The 18,426-nt window shown below is 38.9% G+C and carries 18 protein-coding genes and 1 riboswitch; of the genes, 15 read left to right on the forward strand and 3 right to left on the reverse strand.

Annotated elements, in window-relative coordinates; all coding sequences use genetic code 11:
- Window positions 1-142 precede the first annotated feature (142 nt).
- On the reverse strand, window positions 143-832 hold the full coding sequence (locus tag ACYTR8_RS03470) for a multidrug transporter (RefSeq protein ID WP_269760080.1): 690 nt from the start codon (window positions 830-832) through the stop codon (window positions 143-145).
- Window positions 833-1,251: 419 nt separating this feature from the next.
- Between ACYTR8_RS03470 and ACYTR8_RS03475 the strand changes: the two genes are divergently transcribed.
- From ACYTR8_RS03475 to ACYTR8_RS03495, 5 genes are all read left to right on the forward strand, one after another.
- A complete protein-coding gene (locus ACYTR8_RS03475) occupies window positions 1,252-1,980 on the forward strand; it encodes an ABC transporter ATP-binding protein (RefSeq protein WP_003054030.1) in 729 nt (242 codons plus the stop codon).
- Complete coding sequence (locus ACYTR8_RS03480; RefSeq protein WP_479641673.1) at window positions 1,973-3,499, forward strand: ABC transporter permease/substrate-binding protein; 1,527 nt, start codon at window positions 1,973-1,975, stop codon at window positions 3,497-3,499. The genes ACYTR8_RS03475 and ACYTR8_RS03480 overlap by 8 nt, the downstream gene beginning before the upstream one ends.
- 277 nt (window positions 3,500-3,776) lie before the next feature.
- Window positions 3,777-4,760 carry a GMP reductase gene (gene guaC, locus ACYTR8_RS03485; protein WP_053308356.1) on the forward strand — a complete coding sequence of 328 codons (984 nt, stop codon included), beginning with the start codon at window positions 3,777-3,779 and terminating at the stop codon, window positions 4,758-4,760.
- Between the two features lie 123 nt (window positions 4,761-4,883).
- Window positions 4,884-4,979, forward strand: a riboswitch (purine riboswitch).
- Between the two features lie 85 nt (window positions 4,980-5,064).
- Window positions 5,065-5,646: a xanthine phosphoribosyltransferase gene (locus ACYTR8_RS03490; protein ID WP_002984677.1), complete on the forward strand. Its 582-nt coding sequence runs from the start codon at window positions 5,065-5,067 to the stop codon at window positions 5,644-5,646.
- Window positions 5,646-6,920, forward strand: a complete 1,275-nt coding sequence (locus ACYTR8_RS03495) for a nucleobase:cation symporter-2 family protein (protein ID WP_479641674.1) — start codon at window positions 5,646-5,648, stop codon at window positions 6,918-6,920. Before ACYTR8_RS03490 ends, ACYTR8_RS03495 begins: the two co-directional genes overlap by 1 nt.
- A gap of 128 nt (window positions 6,921-7,048) precedes the next feature.
- Here ACYTR8_RS03495 and ACYTR8_RS03500 read toward each other — a convergent pair whose 3' ends face one another.
- Window positions 7,049-7,984 (reverse strand): FAD:protein FMN transferase, encoded by a 936-nt coding sequence (locus tag ACYTR8_RS03500; protein WP_111716292.1) that lies wholly within the window; start codon window positions 7,982-7,984, stop codon window positions 7,049-7,051.
- Window positions 7,985-8,036: 52 nt separating this feature from the next.
- Window positions 8,037-8,222 (reverse strand): 4-oxalocrotonate tautomerase, encoded by a 186-nt coding sequence (locus tag ACYTR8_RS03505; RefSeq protein ID WP_003053309.1) that lies wholly within the window; start codon window positions 8,220-8,222, stop codon window positions 8,037-8,039.
- 196 nt (window positions 8,223-8,418) lie between these two features.
- Between ACYTR8_RS03505 and ACYTR8_RS03510 the strand changes: the two genes are divergently transcribed.
- From ACYTR8_RS03510 to ACYTR8_RS03555, 10 genes are read left to right on the forward strand one after another with little or no spacing between them, the layout of a single operon-like run.
- Entirely contained in the window at window positions 8,419-9,021 is a 603-nt protein-coding gene (locus tag ACYTR8_RS03510; protein WP_111716294.1) for a thymidine kinase, read from the forward strand.
- A 22-nt stretch (window positions 9,022-9,043) separates the two neighbouring features.
- A complete protein-coding gene (prfA, locus tag ACYTR8_RS03515; RefSeq protein WP_003053295.1) occupies window positions 9,044-10,123 on the forward strand; it encodes a peptide chain release factor 1 in 1,080 nt (359 codons plus the stop codon).
- Window positions 10,123-10,962 carry a peptide chain release factor N(5)-glutamine methyltransferase gene (prmC, locus tag ACYTR8_RS03520; protein WP_479641675.1) on the forward strand — a complete coding sequence of 280 codons (840 nt, stop codon included), beginning with the start codon at window positions 10,123-10,125 and terminating at the stop codon, window positions 10,960-10,962. Before prfA ends, prmC begins: the two co-directional genes overlap by 1 nt.
- The gene (locus tag ACYTR8_RS03525) at window positions 10,946-11,536 is read left to right on the forward strand and encodes an L-threonylcarbamoyladenylate synthase (RefSeq protein ID WP_111716298.1); all 591 of its coding nucleotides are present in this window, start codon (window positions 10,946-10,948) and stop codon (window positions 11,534-11,536) included. Before prmC ends, ACYTR8_RS03525 begins: the two co-directional genes overlap by 17 nt.
- 16 nt (window positions 11,537-11,552) lie before the next feature.
- Window positions 11,553-11,984: a GNAT family N-acetyltransferase gene (locus tag ACYTR8_RS03530; protein WP_269760061.1), complete on the forward strand. Its 432-nt coding sequence runs from the start codon at window positions 11,553-11,555 to the stop codon at window positions 11,982-11,984.
- Window positions 11,985-11,994: 10 nt separating this feature from the next.
- A complete protein-coding gene (gene glyA / locus ACYTR8_RS03535) occupies window positions 11,995-13,251 on the forward strand; it encodes a serine hydroxymethyltransferase (RefSeq protein ID WP_479641676.1) in 1,257 nt (418 codons plus the stop codon).
- Between the two features lie 6 nt (window positions 13,252-13,257).
- On the forward strand, window positions 13,258-14,235 hold the full coding sequence (locus ACYTR8_RS03540; protein ID WP_269760063.1) for a nucleoid-associated protein: 978 nt from the start codon (window positions 13,258-13,260) through the stop codon (window positions 14,233-14,235).
- Window positions 14,236-14,838 (forward strand): lysozyme family protein, encoded by a 603-nt coding sequence (locus ACYTR8_RS03545; RefSeq protein WP_003060824.1) that lies wholly within the window; start codon window positions 14,236-14,238, stop codon window positions 14,836-14,838.
- A gap of 9 nt (window positions 14,839-14,847) precedes the next feature.
- Complete coding sequence (locus ACYTR8_RS03550; RefSeq protein ID WP_479641677.1) at window positions 14,848-16,572, forward strand: ABC transporter ATP-binding protein; 1,725 nt, start codon at window positions 14,848-14,850, stop codon at window positions 16,570-16,572.
- Window positions 16,569-18,296, forward strand: coding sequence for an ABC transporter ATP-binding protein (locus ACYTR8_RS03555; protein ID WP_111716310.1), 1,728 nt, complete (start codon window positions 16,569-16,571; stop codon window positions 18,294-18,296). Before ACYTR8_RS03550 ends, ACYTR8_RS03555 begins: the two co-directional genes overlap by 4 nt.
- Window positions 18,297-18,426 lie beyond the last annotated feature (130 nt).

Below are 18,426 nucleotides of genomic sequence, written 5' to 3' on the forward strand. Positions count from 1 at the left end.
ATGGCTTATTCTTTATAAGTGAGACTTACCGATTCAGTCATCAAAAAAAGCAGTCAAGAAGAAAGGTTTTGATGTTTCCAAGTGTTCTTGATTGCTTCTTGTGCGTTGATGATTTAGGCTGGACTCCCTATTAAAATCAAGTTTAGTGATCTAAAATGGAAGGACCTGATGTCACATCGGACCAGCCAACAATGGCTTGTCCAGTTTCTTCTAAATACTGGCTTAATAACGGTTTAATGTCTTGGACGGTATCCAAAACTCCCACCAGCTGACCTTGAGGATTTTTAAGAGCTTGATAATGCTGCATGTAAATATGATCCAATGAACCCGAAGGAAGTAGGAAAGTTTTACAAGGGTTATCTGATAAACGCAATTCAGTAAGAATCCAATCTTCTATTTCTTTATCAGTAGTTGGCAAAAAACTTCCATTAAAAGCATGATTATCGACTATGATGTTTCCATTTGCATCAGATAATCTTGCTTGCAAAGGAAGGTACTCTAAAAAATGTCCATCAAATTTTTGGTAAAATCTAGTGAGGTATTGGCTTAACGATAAGACTGTTGTTGCTTGATCAAATACACTTTCTGTCACTAAAAATCCCTGACCATGTTGAGAGGTTTTGAAATAGAGTGTAGGCAAGTCAATGTCATGCTCATGGAAACTGAAAATTCCTTGGAAAGTCGACAATTGATTTGACTGAATGTTGGCTTTGCTAGTGAGAATAGTCACCTCAAAAAGGTGTGAGAAGTGGTGGGAAAGCTCTCTAATAAACGTCTCTTCAAGTTGGTTTTCAGGTGTTAAGAGCGCTAAAATGGAAATGGCATTTTTCATAATTGTATGATAGCTGTATTTTCTAGAAAAGACAATTAATCTGCTTATCTATCATCATAGGCAAGTCTAGGATTTTTGATAAGGTAATTTTGGAGAGATAGGCTGACACAGTGACCTGTTTTTCTATAAGGGGGTAATAGTCTCATTATTTGACTTATAGTGGGAAACTTTTTATAATGGTCAACAACAAACGACAAGAAAATAATGAGAGAAAATGTTTTTGAGAATTGGTAGTTTCTACCTTACTGAGGATACCTAAGAGTCCCTTTAATTAGTAGATGCGTTTGTCTAAAAATGGTAGGGCATGCAGTGATTCCTTGTAGTTACTCAGAACGTTTTGAGAAAAAATGACAGAGAGACAGGTTGAATGAACTCATCAGCTTTTATGCTGTTGCTTTAACCAATGAATTGGAGAAATAATGATACGTTTTAATAATGTTTCTAAAACTTTTGGTCAGACAAAGGTTTTGCAAGAGCAGACCTTTCAAATTAATGACCGTGAATTTTTTGTGCTGGTTGGTCCCAGCGGATCGGGGAAAACCACACTTTTAAAAATGATTAACTGCCTTATTGAACCAAGCTCTGGAGATATTTTACTGAATAACGTCCCACAGAAAGAGTTAGATTTACGTGAGATGAGGCTATCTATTGGATACGTGTTGCAGCAAATTGCTCTTTTCCCCAATCTCACAGTAGCTGAAAATATTGCGATTATCCCTGAGATGAAGCAATGGTCAGCTGAAGAAATTAGACAAAAAACTGAAGAATTATTGGATAAGGTGGGCCTACCTGCTAAAGATTATCTTGATCGTTACCCAAGTGATTTATCGGGAGGTGAACAGCAACGTATTGGTATTGTACGTGCTATCATTTCTCATCCTAAAATTCTATTGATGGATGAACCATTTTCAGCCTTAGATCCTATTTCACGTAAACAATTGCAAGAGTTAATGTTGAGTCTTCACAAGGAGTTTGACATGACGATTGTATTTGTGACACATGATATTGATGAGGCTATTAAATTAGGAGACCGCGTGGCTATTTTAAATGAGGGAGAAATTGTGCAACTGGATCGCCCAGAAATGATTAAGACCCACCCTGCTAATGCTTTTGTGGCCAATTTATTTGGAGGTGATGAGCATGCCTAGTTTGTTTGTAACTTTCCAAAACCGTTTTAATGAATGGCTGGCGGCTCTGGGGGAACACCTGCAAATTTCCCTTTTATCTCTTATGATCGCCTTGCTAATAGGCGTGCCTTTAGCAGCTCTTCTCAGTCGCAGCAAACGTTGGTCAGACATTATGTTACAGGTAACAGGTGTTTTTCAAACCATTCCCTCACTGGCTTTGCTTGGTCTTTTCATCCCTTTAATGGGAATTGGAACGTTGCCTGCAGTGACAGCTTTAGTTATCTATACGATTTTTCCGATTTTACAGAACACCATCACAGGGTTAAATGGTATTGACCCAAGTCTCGTGGAAGCAGGGACAGCGTTTGGGATGACCAAATGGGAGCGTTTGAAAACATTTGAGATTCCAATTGCCATGCCTGTCATTATGTCAGGTGTGCGGACGTCAGCAGTCATGATTATTGGCACAGCTACTTTAGCTTCCTTGATAGGAGCCGGTGGACTTGGCTCTTTCATCTTATTGGGGATTGATCGTAATAATGCTAACCTGATTCTGATAGGGGCTATTTCTTCAGCGCTGCTAGCTATTATTTTCAATAGTTTGTTACAGTACCTTGAGAAAGCTTCCTTGCGACGAATTATGATTAGTTTTGGAATCACCTTTCTTGCCTTGTTGGCATCATATACTCCTATGGTGCTTAGTCAGTTTTCAAAAGGAAAAGATACAGTGGTTATTGCCGGTAAATTGGGAGCAGAGCCCGATATTCTGATTAATCTCTATAAGGAATTAATTGAAGACCAATCAGATATAAGCGTTGAGTTGAAATCTAATTTTGGGAAAACTAGCTTCTTATATGAAGCCCTTAAATCTGGAGATATTGATATCTATCCTGAATTTACAGGAACCATAACATCAAGTCTTTTACGTGACAAACCACCTTTGTCTAATGATCCTAAGCAGGTCTATGAGGATGCTAAAAAAGGCATTGCTAAGCAAGATAAACTGACCCTCCTCAAGCCATTTGCTTACCAAAATACGTATGCTGTTGCTATGCCAGAAAAATTGGCAGAGGAATATCAGATTGAAACCATTTCTGATTTAAAAGCGCATGCTGATACTTTAAAGGCTGGTTTTACTCTGGAATTTAAGGACAGAGCAGATGGCTATAAGGGGATGCAATCTCAATATGGGTTACAGCTATCTGTGGCGACGATGGAGCCAGCCTTGCGTTATCAAGCTATTCAATCAGGAGATATCCAAGTAACAGATGCTTACTCTACGGATGCTGAAATTACGAAATACCATTTGAAAGTTTTAAAAGATGATAAACAGTTGTTTCCACCTTATCAGGGAGCTCCTTTGATGAAAGCCTCCTTATTAGCAAAACATTCAGAATTAAAAGGCATTCTTAATCAATTAGCGGGAAAAATTACTGAAAAAGAGATGCAGGACATGAACTACAAGGTATCTGTTAAAGGAGCAGATGCTAATAAGGTCGCTCGAGATTATCTGTTGAAAGCAGGCTTAATTCAGAAATAAACAGAAATGTTGGTCCGTAGGACTGGCATTTTTTCATCTCTTACGTTCAATAAGTAACAATTCATAAACGAAAAAAACGAACATTTAAATTGAAAGTAGCATTTAAATTTGACAAAACATAAACAAATGAATAAACTATAAAAGGAAAGGTAAGTTTTTACCTAGAGATGCCTCTAATCATCAGAGGTCATAGGAAGGTCATTTTGTATAAAGGACGTGGGGAAGAAGATGAGAACTGACTTATTTTCTTTCATCTGTGTCAAAAGAGGAGAAACTTATGTTTAATGACATCCCTGTATTTGATTATGAAGATATTCAACTGATTCCTAACAAGTGCATTATTACTAGTCGTTCACAAGCAGATACAAGTGTAACACTCGGAAAATACCAGTTCAAGCTACCAGTTATCCCAGCAAATATGCAAACAATTATTGATGAAACAATTGCTGAGCAGTTGGCAAAAGAGGGCTATTTTTATATTATGCATCGTTTTGATGAAGATAGCCGCAAACCTTTTATCAAACGCATGCATGAACAAGGCTTGATTGCATCAATCTCTGTTGGGGTTAAAGCTTACGAATATGAATTTGTGACTTCTTTGAAAGAGGATGCTCCTGAGTTTATTACCATTGATATTGCTCATGGTCATGCTAACAGTGTTATTGATATGATTAAGCATATCAAAACTGAATTACCAGAAACATTTGTCATTGCTGGAAATGTTGGTACGCCAGAAGCTGTACGAGAACTCGAAAACGCAGGTGCTGATGCCACTAAAGTAGGTATTGGCCCAGGAAAAGTTTGTATCACTAAAGTAAAAACAGGTTTCGGTACAGGTGGTTGGCAGTTAGCAGCACTGCGCTGGTGCGCAAAGGCAGCTCGTAAGCCTATCATTGCTGATGGTGGGATTCGCACACATGGTGATATCGCTAAATCCATCCGCTTTGGAGCGAGTATGGTCATGATTGGTTCGCTTTTTGCAGGGCATATTGAAAGTCCTGGAAAAACAGTAGAAGTGGATGGTGAAACGTTTAAAGAATATTATGGGTCGGCGTCAGAATATCAAAAAGGCGAGCATAAAAATGTAGAAGGTAAAAAAATCTTACTGCCTACAAAAGGCCATTTATCAGACACCCTGACTGAAATGCAACAAGATTTGCAATCGTCCATTTCTTACGCGGGTGGTAAAGATTTAGACAGTTTGCGTCATGTTGATTATGTTATTGTCAAAAATTCCATTTGGAATGGTGATTCCATTTAAATGATATGGAGTTAGCTAGAACCAGCAAAGAATTTTTTTAGCTTAATGCTGGAGATGCTTTTATCATATCTCTGTAGGTATTGAAAAAAATAAGAAACATGGTAAAATAGTAAATTATCATAATGAATTAAATAATGACATACTTATTTATGCTGTGAATTGGCGCAGCGTCTCTACAAGACACCTTAATGTCTAACAATAAGTAAGCTTTTAGGCTTGCTTGGTTTTTAACCTTGCAAAGTGAGGAACTCTTATGGTTTCTAACTTTGCGGCAGGCTTTTTCTATTTGAATCAAAGGAGATTTATGCAGTTACTTGAGGAACGCATCTTAACAGATGGCAATATTCTAGGAGAGAATATTTTAAAGGTAGATAATTTTTTAACCCACCAAGTTGATTATCGATTGATGAAAGCAATCGGTAAGGTATTTGCTCAAAAATATGCTGAGGCAGGAATTACAAAAGTGGTTACAATCGAAGCTTCAGGTATTGCACCAGCCGTCTACGCTGCAGAAGCAATGGATGTTCCTATGATTTTTGCGAAAAAGCATAAAAACATTACCATGACAGAAGGCATTTTGACAGCAGAAGTTTATTCTTTCACTAAACAAGTGACGAGCACGGTGTCTATCGCTGGTAAATTCCTATCTAAAGAAGATAAGGTTTTGATTATTGATGACTTTTTAGCCAATGGTCAGGCAGCAAAGGGTTTGATTGAGATTATTGGTCAAGCAGGGGCACAAGTCGTTGGCGTTGGTATTGTGATTGAGAAATCTTTCCAAGATGGTCGTCGATTGATTGAAGATATGGGCATTGAAGTGACCTCATTAGCCCGTATTAAAAACTTTGAAAATGGGAACTTAAACTTCTTGGAGGCTGACGCATAATGACACATTCAACAAAGCAAGAACATTCTCACTCGCAATCAGCTGTCCTTGGCTTACAGCATGTGCTTTCGATGTATGCCGGATCTATTTTAGTACCAATTATGATTGCAGGTGCTTTAGGTTATTCCGCTAGAGAGTTGACTTACCTGATTTCGACAGATATTTTCATGTGTGGTGTGGCTACTTTCTTACAGTTAAAGTTAACCAAGCATACGGGAGTGGGATTACCAGTTGTTTTAGGATGTGCTTTTCAATCGGTGGCACCTCTATCCATTATTGGAGCGCAGCAAGGTTCAGGTGCCATGTTTGGAGCCCTCATTGCGTCAGGAATTTATGTCATTTTAGTGGCAGGTATTTTTTCTAAGATTGCTCGTTTCTTCCCACCAATTGTTACAGGATCGGTCATTACCGTTATTGGCTTAAGTCTCGTAGGTGTTGCTATGGGGAATATGGGAGATAACGTCAAAGAGCCTACGGCACAAAGCATGATTTTATCATTGTTGACGATTGTCATTATTCTTTTAGTCCAAAAATTTACCAAAGGTTTTGTGAAATCCATTTCCATTTTGATTGGGCTTGTAGCGGGAACTTTGGTTTCAGCCATGATGGGATTAGTAGATACAACTCCTGTTGTAGAGGCTTCTTGGATTCATGTGCCAACCCCATTTTATTTTGGTATGCCAACTTTTGAAATCACTTCTATTGTGATGATGTGTATCATCGCAACGGTTTCTATGGTTGAATCAACAGGCGTCTACTTAGCGCTTTCAGATTTGACTAATCATCAATTAGATGAAAAACGTTTGCGCAATGGTTATCGCTCAGAAGGGATCGCAGTCTTTCTCGGTGGGTTATTTAACACCTTCCCTTACACTGGTTTTTCTCAAAATGTTGGACTTGTCCAAATCTCAGGTATTAAAACCCGTCGTCCGATTTACTACGCAGCAGGTATCCTTGTGGTTATTGGTTTACTCCCTAAGTTTGGAGCAATGGCGCAAATGATTCCAAGCCCAGTTCTTGGTGGAGCTATGCTTGTTCTCTTTGGTATGGTTGCTCTTCAAGGAATGCAAATGCTTAATCGTGTTGATTTCCAAAAGAACGAGTATAATTTTATTATTGCTGCTGTTTCCATTTCGGCTGGCTTAGGGTTTAATGGCACCAGTCTTTTTGCTAGTTTACCAGAGACAGCTCAAATGTTCTTAACGAATGGTATTGTGATTGCCACTTTGACATCTGTTGTCTTAAACCTACTCTTAAATAGTAAAGATTATTAAGATATCAGTGATCATACTAAAAGACAAACCTCAAAAATGAAGTTTGTCCTCAAGTTGAAACGACTCAGAGAGAGTCGTTTTTTTAATAGGTTTAATCAGTTAGCTAGAAAGACTCCTAGTTGTTTTTACTAATACATGGCTTGGAAGTATGGTCTTAGTCCATTTGACATCCAGATTTTTTGATCTTTTGTGACCACAAGTCCTTCAATGTGTTTTAGACTATTTAAACAGCTAATAACAGTGGCTTTATCGAGTCCAAAGAGTCTGGTAGTCCATATTTCACAATCCAAAGAAGAAGGAGCCATGACCGTTAAGCTGAGCATATCTGTTTCTATAGGATAGCCTGTCTGACGATCTAAGATATGATGATACTGTTTCCCTTTGGCTGTAAACTGCCTTTCATAAATACCAGAGGTCACTACAGAGTGATTGTTGACCTTGATGAGTCCCAGGTGCTTGCCTCGTCTGGCACCTGGTTCTTGAATTCCAATTCGAAAAGTCTTGTCAGGGCTTTTCGGATTAGGTCCATGAACTAAGACGTTTCCTCCTAAATTGATTAGGGCAAATTCGACCCCGTCTTCGATGAGGTAAGCCATGATATTATCTGCAATGTAACCCTTAGCTAAGGCACCCAAATCAAGTGACATTCCAGATCGTGTTAAGAAAACGGTTTGATTGCTCTGATTGATTCTAATATTTTGGGGATTGGTGAGGGCTAATTGTTGTGAGATAAGCTCAGGACTGGGTAGATTAGCATCAGGAAAGCCGATTCGCCAGGTTTGGACAAGTGGCCCGATAGCGATATTCAAATTATTTGGCACAGCTAAGCTATGTGATTTACCAATTTGGATAAGAGTCAGCAAATCAGAGTGGGCACGGACGGGTTTGACACCAGCTGCCCTATTAATAGCCATCAATTCAGAAGTAGAATCATTGGCAGAAAAACGATGATTGTAAGTATGTAATAGGGTAATCACTGTCTGAAGCTGTTGAGGAGCTTTGTTAGATGCAATATGGATATCAATAACAGTTCCCATTAGTTTTAATTGTTGCGTAACAAACATAATTAGTCCCCTTTTTAGCAGAAGACCCCCACTAAGGAGTGAGGGAAAGTTGTTATGATTTTCGTTTCATTTCACCTTGTGGGAAATAAGACCCTTCTGGCATGTCGTTAATAAAAACATGAATGCTTTCTTTAGGTGCTTCAGCGATGCGTGAGACGACTTCAGTCACTTCACGTGCTAATTGATTTTTTTGATCTTGACTACGACCTTCAAAAAGGTCAATGGTTACAAATGGCATAGGAAACCTCCTTTTCTAGTTATGTCTATTTTATCATGTTGTGATGAAATTGCCTATGCTTAACAGCCTCTTGAAAAGGCTTACCAAAGAACTTTTTTCTCATGACCAGTGTCGAGTTTTCGAAGAAGTCAATCGCCAAATGAATACAATTATGATAGAATAGAAAGGATAAAAATAGAAGGTAGGATACTCCATTTTGGCTCAATTATACTATAAATATGGGACAATGAATTCAGGCAAGACTATTGAAATCTTGAAAGTAGCACATAATTATGAAGAACAAGGCAAACCTGTTGTCATTATGACAAGTGCTCTTGATACGCGTGATGGTTTTGGCGTCGTTTCAAGTCGTATCGGCATGCGACGAGAAGCAGTTCCTATTTCTAGTGATATGGATATTTTTACCTTTATTGACCAATTGGAGGAAAAACCTTATTGTGTCTTGATTGACGAAAGCCAATTTTTAAGCAAGCAAAATGTTTATGATTTGGCGCGTGTGGTGGATGAGTTAAATGTTCCTGTCATGGCTTTTGGGTTGAAAAATGATTTTCAAAATGAACTGTTTGAGGGATCAAAATACCTTTTGCTTCTGGCCGATAAGATTGACGAAATCAAAACAATCTGTCAATATTGCAGCAAGAAAGCCACGATGGTTTTACGGACTGAAAATGGAAAACCGGTGTATGAGGGTGCTCAGATACAAATCGGAGGGAATGAAACCTATATTCCAGTTTGCCGTAAGCATTACTTTCACCCACCCGTTAGCACCGAACAGTCAGTAATGACTGAGAAAAAGTAAAAAGAGGAGATGATCAAAACGAATGAACATTTATGATCAATTACAGGCGGTTGAAGACCGTTACGAAGAGTTAGGCGAATTATTGAGTGACCCAGAAGTCGTTTCAGACACCAAGCGTTTTATGGCCTTGTCAAAAGAAGAAGCTAGTACACGTGATACTGTAACAACCTACCGTGAGTATAAACAAGTAATCCAAGCCATTGCTGATGCGGAAGAAATGATCAAGGATGCCAGTGGTGATTCTGAATTAGAAGAAATGGCTAAGGAAGAACTAAAAGAGTCTAAAGCTGCTAAGGAAGACTACGAAGAAAAACTTAAAATCCTCCTCTTGCCGAAAGATCCGAATGATGATAAAAATATCATTTTGGAAATCCGTGGAGCTGCCGGTGGTGATGAGGCTGCCCTTTTTGCTGGTGACCTTTTGACCATGTACCAAAAATTTGCCGAAAGCCAAGGCTGGCGTTTTGAGGTCATGGAAGCCTCTTATAATGGAGTTGGTGGTATCAAAGAAGTTGTTGCCATGGTTTCTGGTCAGTCTGTTTATTCTAAATTGAAATACGAATCTGGTGCTCACCGTGTGCAACGTGTTCCTGTAACAGAAAGCCAAGGCCGTGTTCATACGTCAACAGCAACAGTCCTTATTATGCCAGAAGTAGAAGAAGTAGAATACGACATTGATCCTAAAGATTTGCGTGTTGATATTTACCATGCTTCAGGTGCAGGTGGACAGAACGTCAACAAGGTTGCAACAGCCGTTCGTATCGTTCACTTGCCAACCAATATTAAAGTGGAAATGCAAGAAGAACGGACACAACAAAAAAACCGTGACAAAGCGATGAAAATTATTCGTGCCCGTGTGGCTGACCATTTTGCCCAGATTGCTCAAGACGAACAAGATGCTGAACGTAAATCAACCATTGGTACAGGTGACCGTTCAGAACGTATTCGTACCTATAATTTCCCGCAGAATCGTGTGACGGATCACCGTATTGGCTTGACCTTACAAAAGTTGGATACTATTTTGTCTGGAAAGATGGATGAAATCATTGATGCCCTTGTCATGTATGACCAAACACAGAAATTAGAATCTCTCAATAACTAATGAACTATGCTACATTAATCAGGACTTATGAAGATAAACTGGAACAAATAGGTGAGGATCGCGAAAACCTCGCCTATGTTTTTAGGGAACTAAAAGAGTGGTCTAGCCTTGATTTCTTACTTCACCAAAATCAAGAAGTAAGTTCAGATGACTGCCTGCTTTTGGAAAAGATTTTCATGGATCTAAGCCAGCATTTATCTCCTCAATATCTAACAGGACGGGCTTATTTTAGAGATCTTCAGCTTTCCGTGGACCAAAGAGTTTTAATCCCAAGGCCCGAAACGGAAGAACTAGTAGACTTAATTTTAGCTGAAAATCCCGATACACCGTTGAGTGTTTTGGATATTGGAACAGGTAGTGGAGCGATTGCTATTTCTCTCAAGAAAGAAAGACCTGCTTGGCAGTTAACAGCATCTGACATTTCAAGTGACGCCCTGAGCTTAGCCCAAGATAATGCTAGCCATTATCAGCTTGATATAACTTTTATCGTTTCGGATGTTTTTAGTCAACTTTCAGGAACCTTTGATATGATTGTGTCAAATCCCCCCTACATTGCCTACGAGGATAAGGATGAGGTAGGTTTAAATGTCTACCAGTCAGAGCCTCATTTAGCTCTTTTTGCAGCAGAAGACGGTTATGCCATCTACCGAAGGATTATTGAAGAGGCTTCGAATTACCTAAGTGAAAAGGGGAAGTTTTACTTTGAAATTGGTTATAAGCAGGGAGAGGGCATTAAAGCACTTGTTAACACTCATTTTCCTCAAAAACGGGTTCGGGTCTTAAGGGATGTATTTGGTAAAGAAAGGATGGTCGTTGTCGATCATGGAACGGTTAGCTAGTATCATTGAATCAGGTGGCGCTCTTGTGTTACCGACAGAGACGGTTTATGGTCTTTTTGCCAAGGCTTTGGATGAGCAAGCGGTGAATGCGGTTTATGACTTGAAACAGAGACCTCGCGATAAAGCAATGAATCTGAACGTTGCTGATTTTGATAGTATTTTAGCTTTTTCAAAAGAGCAGCCAACATACCTTGAAAAACTTTATCAAGCATTTTTACCTGGACCTTTGACAGTTATTTTAAAGGCGAATGATCGTGTGCCTCACTGGATAAATTCTGGACTAGCAACCGTTGGTTTTCGATTGCCGAGTCATCCGATTACTGCAGCGCTAATTCAAAAAACTGGCCCTTTAATCGGTCCTTCTGCCAATTTATCCGGTAAACCCAGTGGTAAGGTTTTTGATCATATTATACAAGATTTTGATTTTCAAGTGATTGGTTATGCGGATGATCCTTTTCTAACAGGTAAGGATTCAACGATTTTAGATTTGTCAGGCGAAAGCCCTGTGATTTTACGCCAAGGTGCTATTACGAAGGAAGAGCTAGTAGCCAAGATACCTGAGCTTCATTTTTAGGAAAGGGGTTATGCGGATGTTGAGACCATTAAGTAAAGCAGATTGTCCATCACTAAAGGAGATTAATGATAAAGCCTTAGGGCATTGTGTCTCACTCGATTTAGTGGAAAGTCAATTCGAACGATTGATAGATGATGGCCATCATTATTTTCTAGCCTATGATGATGAGGATACTCATCAATTAGTAGGGTATGTTCATGCAGAATGCTACGAGACACTTTATACAGATAAGGGCCTTAATGTCTTAGCTTTAGCCGTTTTACCAGATTACCAAGGAAAAGGCATTGGAAGTTCTTTGGTAGCAGGGTTAGAAGCTCTTGCCAAAGAAGAAGAATTTGCTTTTATTCGCCTGAATTCTGCTAGTCACCGCACAGAAGCGCATGGTTTTTATCGAAAACTAAATTATGTGGACGATAAAACACAATTGCGTTTTATTAAGGAATTATAAGGAGATGACGATGATTTTTGATCAAGATAATTTTGAAGCTTTTGATAAAGACCTTTGGGATGCTATTCATGCTGAAGAAGAAAGACAAGAACATAATATTGAATTAATTGCCTCTGAAAATATGGTCTCAAAAGCTGTCATGGCAGCTCAAGGATCTGTTTTGACGAATAAGTATGCAGAAGGCTATCCTGGTAATCGCTATTATGGCGGAACAGAATGTGTGGATATTGTCGAAACGCTTGCTATTGAACGCGCTAAACAGCTTTTCGGTGCTTCATTTGCTAATGTTCAAGCTCATTCTGGCAGTCAAGCTAATGCAGCAGCCTATATGGCTTTGATTGAAGCTGGCAATACTGTCTTAGGGATGGATTTGGCAGCAGGTGGACACCTTACTCATGGATCACCGGTCAATTTTTCAGGGAAAACCTACCATTTTGTAGGTTATTCAGTAAATGCTGATACGGAAATGTTAGATTACGATGCCATTTTGGAGCAGGCTAAAGCTGTCCAACCTAAATTGATTGTTGCAGGGGCTTCGGCTTATTCTAGAAGCATTGATTTTGCAAAGTTTCGTGATATTGCTGATCAAGTTGGTGCTTATTTAATGGTGGATATGGCTCACATCGCTGGTCTTGTGGCAGCAGGTTTACATCCTAATCCTGTTCCTTACGCGCACATTGTTACTTCAACAACCCACAAAACCTTACGTGGTCCTCGTGGTGGATTGATATTAACCAATGATGAAGTTCTTGCTAAAAAGATTAACTCAGCCATTTTCCCAGGTCTACAAGGAGGACCTCTTGAGCATGTGATTGCTGCCAAAGCGGTTGCTTTTAAAGAAGCCTTGGATCCATCTTTTAAAGACTACGCACAGGCTATTATTGATAACACTGCGGCTATGGCAGCAGTGTTTGAGCAAGATGAGCGTTTCCGCCTTATTTCTGGTGGGACAGATAATCATGTTTTCTTGGTAGATGTTACCAAAGTGATTGCAAATGGTAAGTTAGCTCAAAATCTTCTCGATGAGGTTAATATTACTCTAAATAAAAATGCCATTCCTTTTGAATCCTTATCTCCTTTTAAAACATCAGGCATTCGTATTGGTTGTGCAGCTATAACCAGTCGTGGCATGGGAGTTAAAGAAAGCCAAACTATCGCTCACCTCATCATCAAAGCCTTGGTTAATCATGATCAAGAAACTATTCTTGAAGAGGTTCGTCAGGAAGTGCGTCAATTAACAGATGCTTTTCCACTCTATAAAAAGTAAGGAACCATGTTAGACAGTTATATCAAACGTATCGTTATTCATCAGTTTTCCCCTAATGACACAGAATTATTACTATCTGATCGCTTGGTGAGCATTACACCACGCATTGATGAGTATTTTCGAAAAAAATTAGCTAAAGTGTTTTCAGATGAGGCTAAGAGAGGTCGATTTGAGCCTGATAATGCCTTTTTTGCAACTATCAGTGATGATCTTTTAGAAAGCTCTGTCACCCTTGCTCAGTTATGGAAAGAAGCATTTGTCATTGCAGAGGATCAAAAAACCAATGATTTGGTGTTTATTCAGTTCGATAAAGATGGAGAACCTTTCTTTGCCTTCCTACGAATTGCCTTAAAAGAGCAGTTCGCTCACTTTTCTGATAATTATGAACACCCTTTTACGGTAACACAGAATAATTTGCCGAGTCCTACCCAAACACCGGACGAAGCACTGGTCATTAATCTTAAATCTGGTCAGTATTATTTGATTGAGAAACGTGTGAAACATAATGGTAGTTTTGAACATTACTTTTCGGAGACTCTTTTAAAGGTTAAACCTGAACAGTCAGTTAAAAAATCAATCAAAATGATTGAACAAACGGCTCAGAAAATTGCAGAGAACTTTAATCAAGATGATTTTGCTTTCCAATCCAAGATGAAGTCAACGCTTTTTAACCAATTAGAAGCTGATGATACCTTATCACCAGAAAAATTAGCGGATCAGCTCTTTGATGATAATTTAACGGCCCGTTTAACCTTTGTGGATCAAGTCAAAGAAGCGATTCCAGAACCCATAAAAATCAGTGATATTGATCATTCCAGACAAATCAAAAAACTAGAAAGTCAAAAATTATCGTTGTCAAATGGCATAGAGTTGACCGTGCCAAATGCTATTTATCAGGATGCCGAATCAGTCGAATTCCTGCTAAATGATGATGGGACTTATTCCATCTTAATTAAGAACATAGAGGATATTAAAACAAAATAAATGTTTAAATTTATTAAGCGTGTCTGCGCTCTACTCATTTTTTTGCTTATTTTCTATCAAGTGCTTGTTATTCGACACAATGTCCATCGTGTCTTGGCTTACAAGCCGATGGTTGAAAAGACCTTAGCAGAAAATGATACGAAGGCAAATGTAGACTTAGTCTTAGCCATGATATACACAGAGACAAAAGGTGGCGAAGCAGATGTCATGCAGTCCAGTGAAAGTAGCTCTGGAAAGAAAGACTCCATTACAGACAGTCAATCTAGCATTGAGCATGGGGTGAGTTTGCTTTCTCATAATTTGGCTCTAGCTGAAGAAGCAGGTGTTGATTCTTGGACAGCAGTTCAAGCCTATAACTTTGGAACAGCTTATATTGACTATGTTGCTGATCATGGTGGGCAAAATACTATTCCTTTAGCCACAACTTATTCTAAGACAGTAGTTGCTCCGAGTCTAGGAAACACTAGCGGCCAAACTTATTTTTACTACCACCCTCTAGCTTTGATTTCTGGAGGCAAGCTTTATAAAAATGGTGGTAATATCTATTATTCACGAGAAGTTCATTTCAATCTCTATTTAATTGAATTAATGAGCCTTTTCTAGAAAGTCATTATGAAACGATTACGTCCATATATGAAAGGGTACCTAAAAGAAACTATCTTAGGTCCCCTTTTCAAATTATTAGAAGCTTTATTTGAATTATTAGTGCCTTTGCTGATTGCTAACTTGATCGATGTACAGATTGGTCAGCGAAACAGTCAAGGGATTTTTGGGGTTGTCTTAACCTTATTTGCCTTAGCAGCTGTCGGTTTGGCATTCTCTATGACAGCTCAATACTATTCGTCCAAGGCTGCAGTAGGCTTTACAAAGCAGATGACTGATGACCTTTTTGAGACAATCATGGGACTCCCTAAAGAAGAACAGGACCGCTTAGGTTATGCCAGCCTCTTATCTCGTTTGACCAGTGATAGTTTTCAGGTTCAAACAGGTATTAATCAATCGTTACGTCTTTTTTTAAGAGCTCCTATTATTGTCTTTGGTGCGATAATCATGGCGTATTGGATTAGTCCCAGTCTTACGTTGTGGTTTGTGATAATGGTGGTCATCTTATCGGGTCTTGTTTTTGGCATTTCTCGTTTTTTAACCCCGCTCTATCGTGTGATTCGTCAGGAAACGGACCACTTGGTTCGTCTAACCAGTCAGCAATTGCAAGGGATTCGGGTAATTAAGGCATTTAATCAAACTCAAAATGAACTTCAAACGTTTAAAGAACAAAACGATAGCTTAAGCCATAACCAATATCAAGCTGCCACCCTAGCTAATCTCTTAAACCCGATGACGTTTCTAGTGGTTAACGTTACCTTGCTGATTCTGATTTGGCAGGGAAGTTGGCAAGTTTCTTCTGGCACACTCAGTCAAGGCATGCTAGTGGCTTTAATCAATTACCTCTTACAGATTTTAACAGAATTGTTAAAAATGACCATGCTAATGGGGACAATCAGTCAGAGTGTAACAGCTGCAAACCGCATTAGTGAGGTTTTAACTCTAGCTGAGAAAAAACTAATACCACTTGGCGAATCTCAATGGAAGTCTTCAATGCTTTTAACCATTAATCATCTGACTTTTACCTATCCAAGAGCATCAGAACCTAGTCTTTATAACATTCAATTTAGTGCTAATCAGGGAGAATGGATTGCTATTATCGGAGGAACAGGAGCGGGGAAAACAACATTAGTTGAGTTGATTTGCCGCACTTACTCACATAATAATGGCGAAATTAGCCTTAAGTGGCAAGGGCAGACACCAAAAACAGTAGAGGACTGGCGCCGCTTCATTGCCTTTGTTCCTCAAAAAGTCCAACTATTTAAAGGAACAATCAGAAGTAATCTGATGTTAGGGCAATCCACTCCTGTTGAGGATCAGAAGCTTTGGCAGGCACTGGAAATAGCCCAAGCAAAAGACTTCATTGCTGCTTTACCAGATCAATTAGAGTCTCCGGTTGAAGCTTTTGGGCGTAATTTCTCAGGAGGTCAACGTCAACGCTTAGCCATTGCCAGGGCTCTTGTTAATCCAAAACCGCTGTTGATTTTAGATGATGGCAGTTCTGCCTTGGACAATGTGACTCGTGTCCAACTTTTTAAAGCATTGAAAGAGGAATTATCAGATGTCTTAGTGATTTTGGTGACACAATCTATTAAGAATTTAGCTTTTGTTGATAAGATTTTACTTTTGGATCAAGGACACCAGCTTGGTTTTGCCAGTCATGAGGAACTAAAGGCAACTCATTCAGTCTATCAAGACATGCTAGCACTTCAACGGAAGGGGGAGGCAAAATGACAAAAACCAACCACCACCTTCTGGAGCGTTTGCTCAAGGACTTGTTGAAGAAACGTCTGTATGTTTTTATACTTGTAGCAGCTAGCCTTGTTCAAGTAGGATTGAGTGTCTACCTGCCAGTTCTTATCGGTAAAGCTGTTGACGTCATCTTACTAGCCAATCATTGGCAAACTCTGAAGTGGCTCCTAGTGCAAATGGCAATAGTGGTTTCAATCAACGCTCTTATTCAGTGGATAATACCCCTTTTCTATTATCGTCTGCTTTATCACTATAGTCAGCAATTGAAAAATGCTCTTTTAGGAAAAATTCATCAACTGCCCTTTGCCTATCTCGATCAGCAAACCGTTGGAGATTTGGTCAGTCGAGTGACAACTGACACAGAACAACTTTCTAATGGCCTACAGATGGTATTTAGTCAATTTGTAACGGGCTTGCTGACGATTCTATTTACTATTTTTGCTATGGCGCAAATTGATTGGATGATGTTAGCCGTAGTGCTAATCCTAACACCCATTTCTCTTTTTCTTGCCCGTTATATCGCCCAAAAGAGCTTTCACTATGCCCGAGAGCAAACAAAAAGTAGAGGAAATCTAGCTCAATTTACAGAAGAGATGATACGACAAGAAAGCTTGGTTCAAGTCTTCAATGCTCAAAATCAGGCTATTGAGAATTACAAGTATCTTAATGAAATCTATAGCGAAGCCTCACAAAAAGCTATTTTTTATGCCTCAACAGTTAACCCAGCAACGCGATTTATTAATAGTGTCATCTATGCTTTACTGGCAGGTTTAGGCGCTATGCGTATTATGGCTGGTCTTTTTTCCGTGGGGCAATTAGCGACTTTTTTAAATTTTGTTGTTCAATACACTAAGCCTTTTAATGACATTTCTTCAGTGATGGCAGAAATTCAAAGTTCTCTGGCGTGTGCACAACGTCTCTATCATCTTTTAGATCTTGAGGTAGCGAAGCCTGACGATACTTTACCATTTAAGGCTTCAGAAGTTAAGGGACAAATTGATTTTGAGAACGTTAGTTTTTCTTATCAAAAAGAAAAACCACTGCTTCAAGAGATTAGCTTTTCTGTTCCTGCTGGTTCTAAAGTAGCAATCGTCGGTCCAACAGGAGCAGGAAAAACGACCTTAATCAATTTATTGATGCGTTTTTACGAGGTAGATGATGGCAGTATAATGTTAGATCAAGTGCCTATTAAGGACTATGACAAAGAAGAATTCAGGTCTATAATTGGCATGGTCTTACAAGAAACATGGTTAAAGGATGCCACTATTCATGATATCATTGCTTATGGCAGTGACAAAGCTAGTCGAGAAGAAGTGGTGGCAGCTGCTAAAGCGGCCAATGCTCATTTCTTTATTATGCAACTTCCTGAAACTTATGATACCTATCTATCTTCGTCTGCTGAAGTGTTATCACAAGGACAAATCCAATTATTGGCCATTGCACGTCTATTTTTGAGAAAACCTAAAGTTTTGATTTTAGATGAAGCCACATCATCTATTGATATCAGAACAGAAACGATTATTCAGGATGCTCTCCAACAGTTAATGAAAGGTAGAACGAGCTTTATCATTGCTCATCGCTTATCAACAATTCAATCAGCTGATTTGATTTTAGTCATGAATCAAGGGCGATTGGTTGAGTGGGGAACACATGCCAGCTTAATAGCAAAAAATGGATATTATGCTAGATTACAACAAATAGGCTAAAGTTCGTCTTTTCACAAAGATGAACTTTTTTACATTCATAAAGTTAGTTAATTAACAAACTTTAAACTATTATATAAAAAAATAATAGTGAAAAAATGGACAATATTTTGTTATAAATGAGAAAATAGGT

It is taken from the genome of Streptococcus sp. F2, from assembly GCF_056500955.1.

Coding starts and splice junctions, on each gene's coding strand:
- ACYTR8_RS03475 (WP_003054030.1), top strand. CDS start 1,252: ATGATACGTTTTAATAATGTTTCTAAAACTTTTGGTCAGACAAAGGTT.
- ACYTR8_RS03555 (WP_111716310.1), top strand. CDS start 16,569: ATGACAAAAACCAACCACCACCTTCTGGAGCGTTTGCTCAAGGACTTG.
- ACYTR8_RS03545 (WP_003060824.1), top strand. CDS start 14,236: ATGTTTAAATTTATTAAGCGTGTCTGCGCTCTACTCATTTTTTTGCTT.
- ACYTR8_RS03505 (WP_003053309.1), bottom strand. CDS start 8,222: ATGCCATTTGTAACCATTGACCTTTTTGAAGGTCGTAGTCAAGATCAA.
- ACYTR8_RS03500 (WP_111716292.1), bottom strand. CDS start 7,984: ATGTTTGTTACGCAACAATTAAAACTAATGGGAACTGTTATTGATATC.
- prmC (WP_479641675.1), top strand. CDS start 10,123: ATGAACTATGCTACATTAATCAGGACTTATGAAGATAAACTGGAACAA.
- ACYTR8_RS03470 (WP_269760080.1), bottom strand. CDS start 832: ATGAAAAATGCCATTTCCATTTTAGCGCTCTTAACACCTGAAAACCAA.
- ACYTR8_RS03540 (WP_269760063.1), top strand. CDS start 13,258: ATGTTAGACAGTTATATCAAACGTATCGTTATTCATCAGTTTTCCCCT.
- ACYTR8_RS03525 (WP_111716298.1), top strand. CDS start 10,946: ATGGAACGGTTAGCTAGTATCATTGAATCAGGTGGCGCTCTTGTGTTA.
- prfA (WP_003053295.1), top strand. CDS start 9,044: ATGAACATTTATGATCAATTACAGGCGGTTGAAGACCGTTACGAAGAG.
- ACYTR8_RS03480 (WP_479641673.1), top strand. CDS start 1,973: ATGCCTAGTTTGTTTGTAACTTTCCAAAACCGTTTTAATGAATGGCTG.
- guaC (WP_053308356.1), top strand. CDS start 3,777: ATGTTTAATGACATCCCTGTATTTGATTATGAAGATATTCAACTGATT.
- ACYTR8_RS03495 (WP_479641674.1), top strand. CDS start 5,646: ATGACACATTCAACAAAGCAAGAACATTCTCACTCGCAATCAGCTGTC.
- ACYTR8_RS03530 (WP_269760061.1), top strand. CDS start 11,553: ATGTTGAGACCATTAAGTAAAGCAGATTGTCCATCACTAAAGGAGATT.
- glyA (WP_479641676.1), top strand. CDS start 11,995: ATGATTTTTGATCAAGATAATTTTGAAGCTTTTGATAAAGACCTTTGG.
- ACYTR8_RS03490 (WP_002984677.1), top strand. CDS start 5,065: ATGCAGTTACTTGAGGAACGCATCTTAACAGATGGCAATATTCTAGGA.
- ACYTR8_RS03550 (WP_479641677.1), top strand. CDS start 14,848: ATGAAACGATTACGTCCATATATGAAAGGGTACCTAAAAGAAACTATC.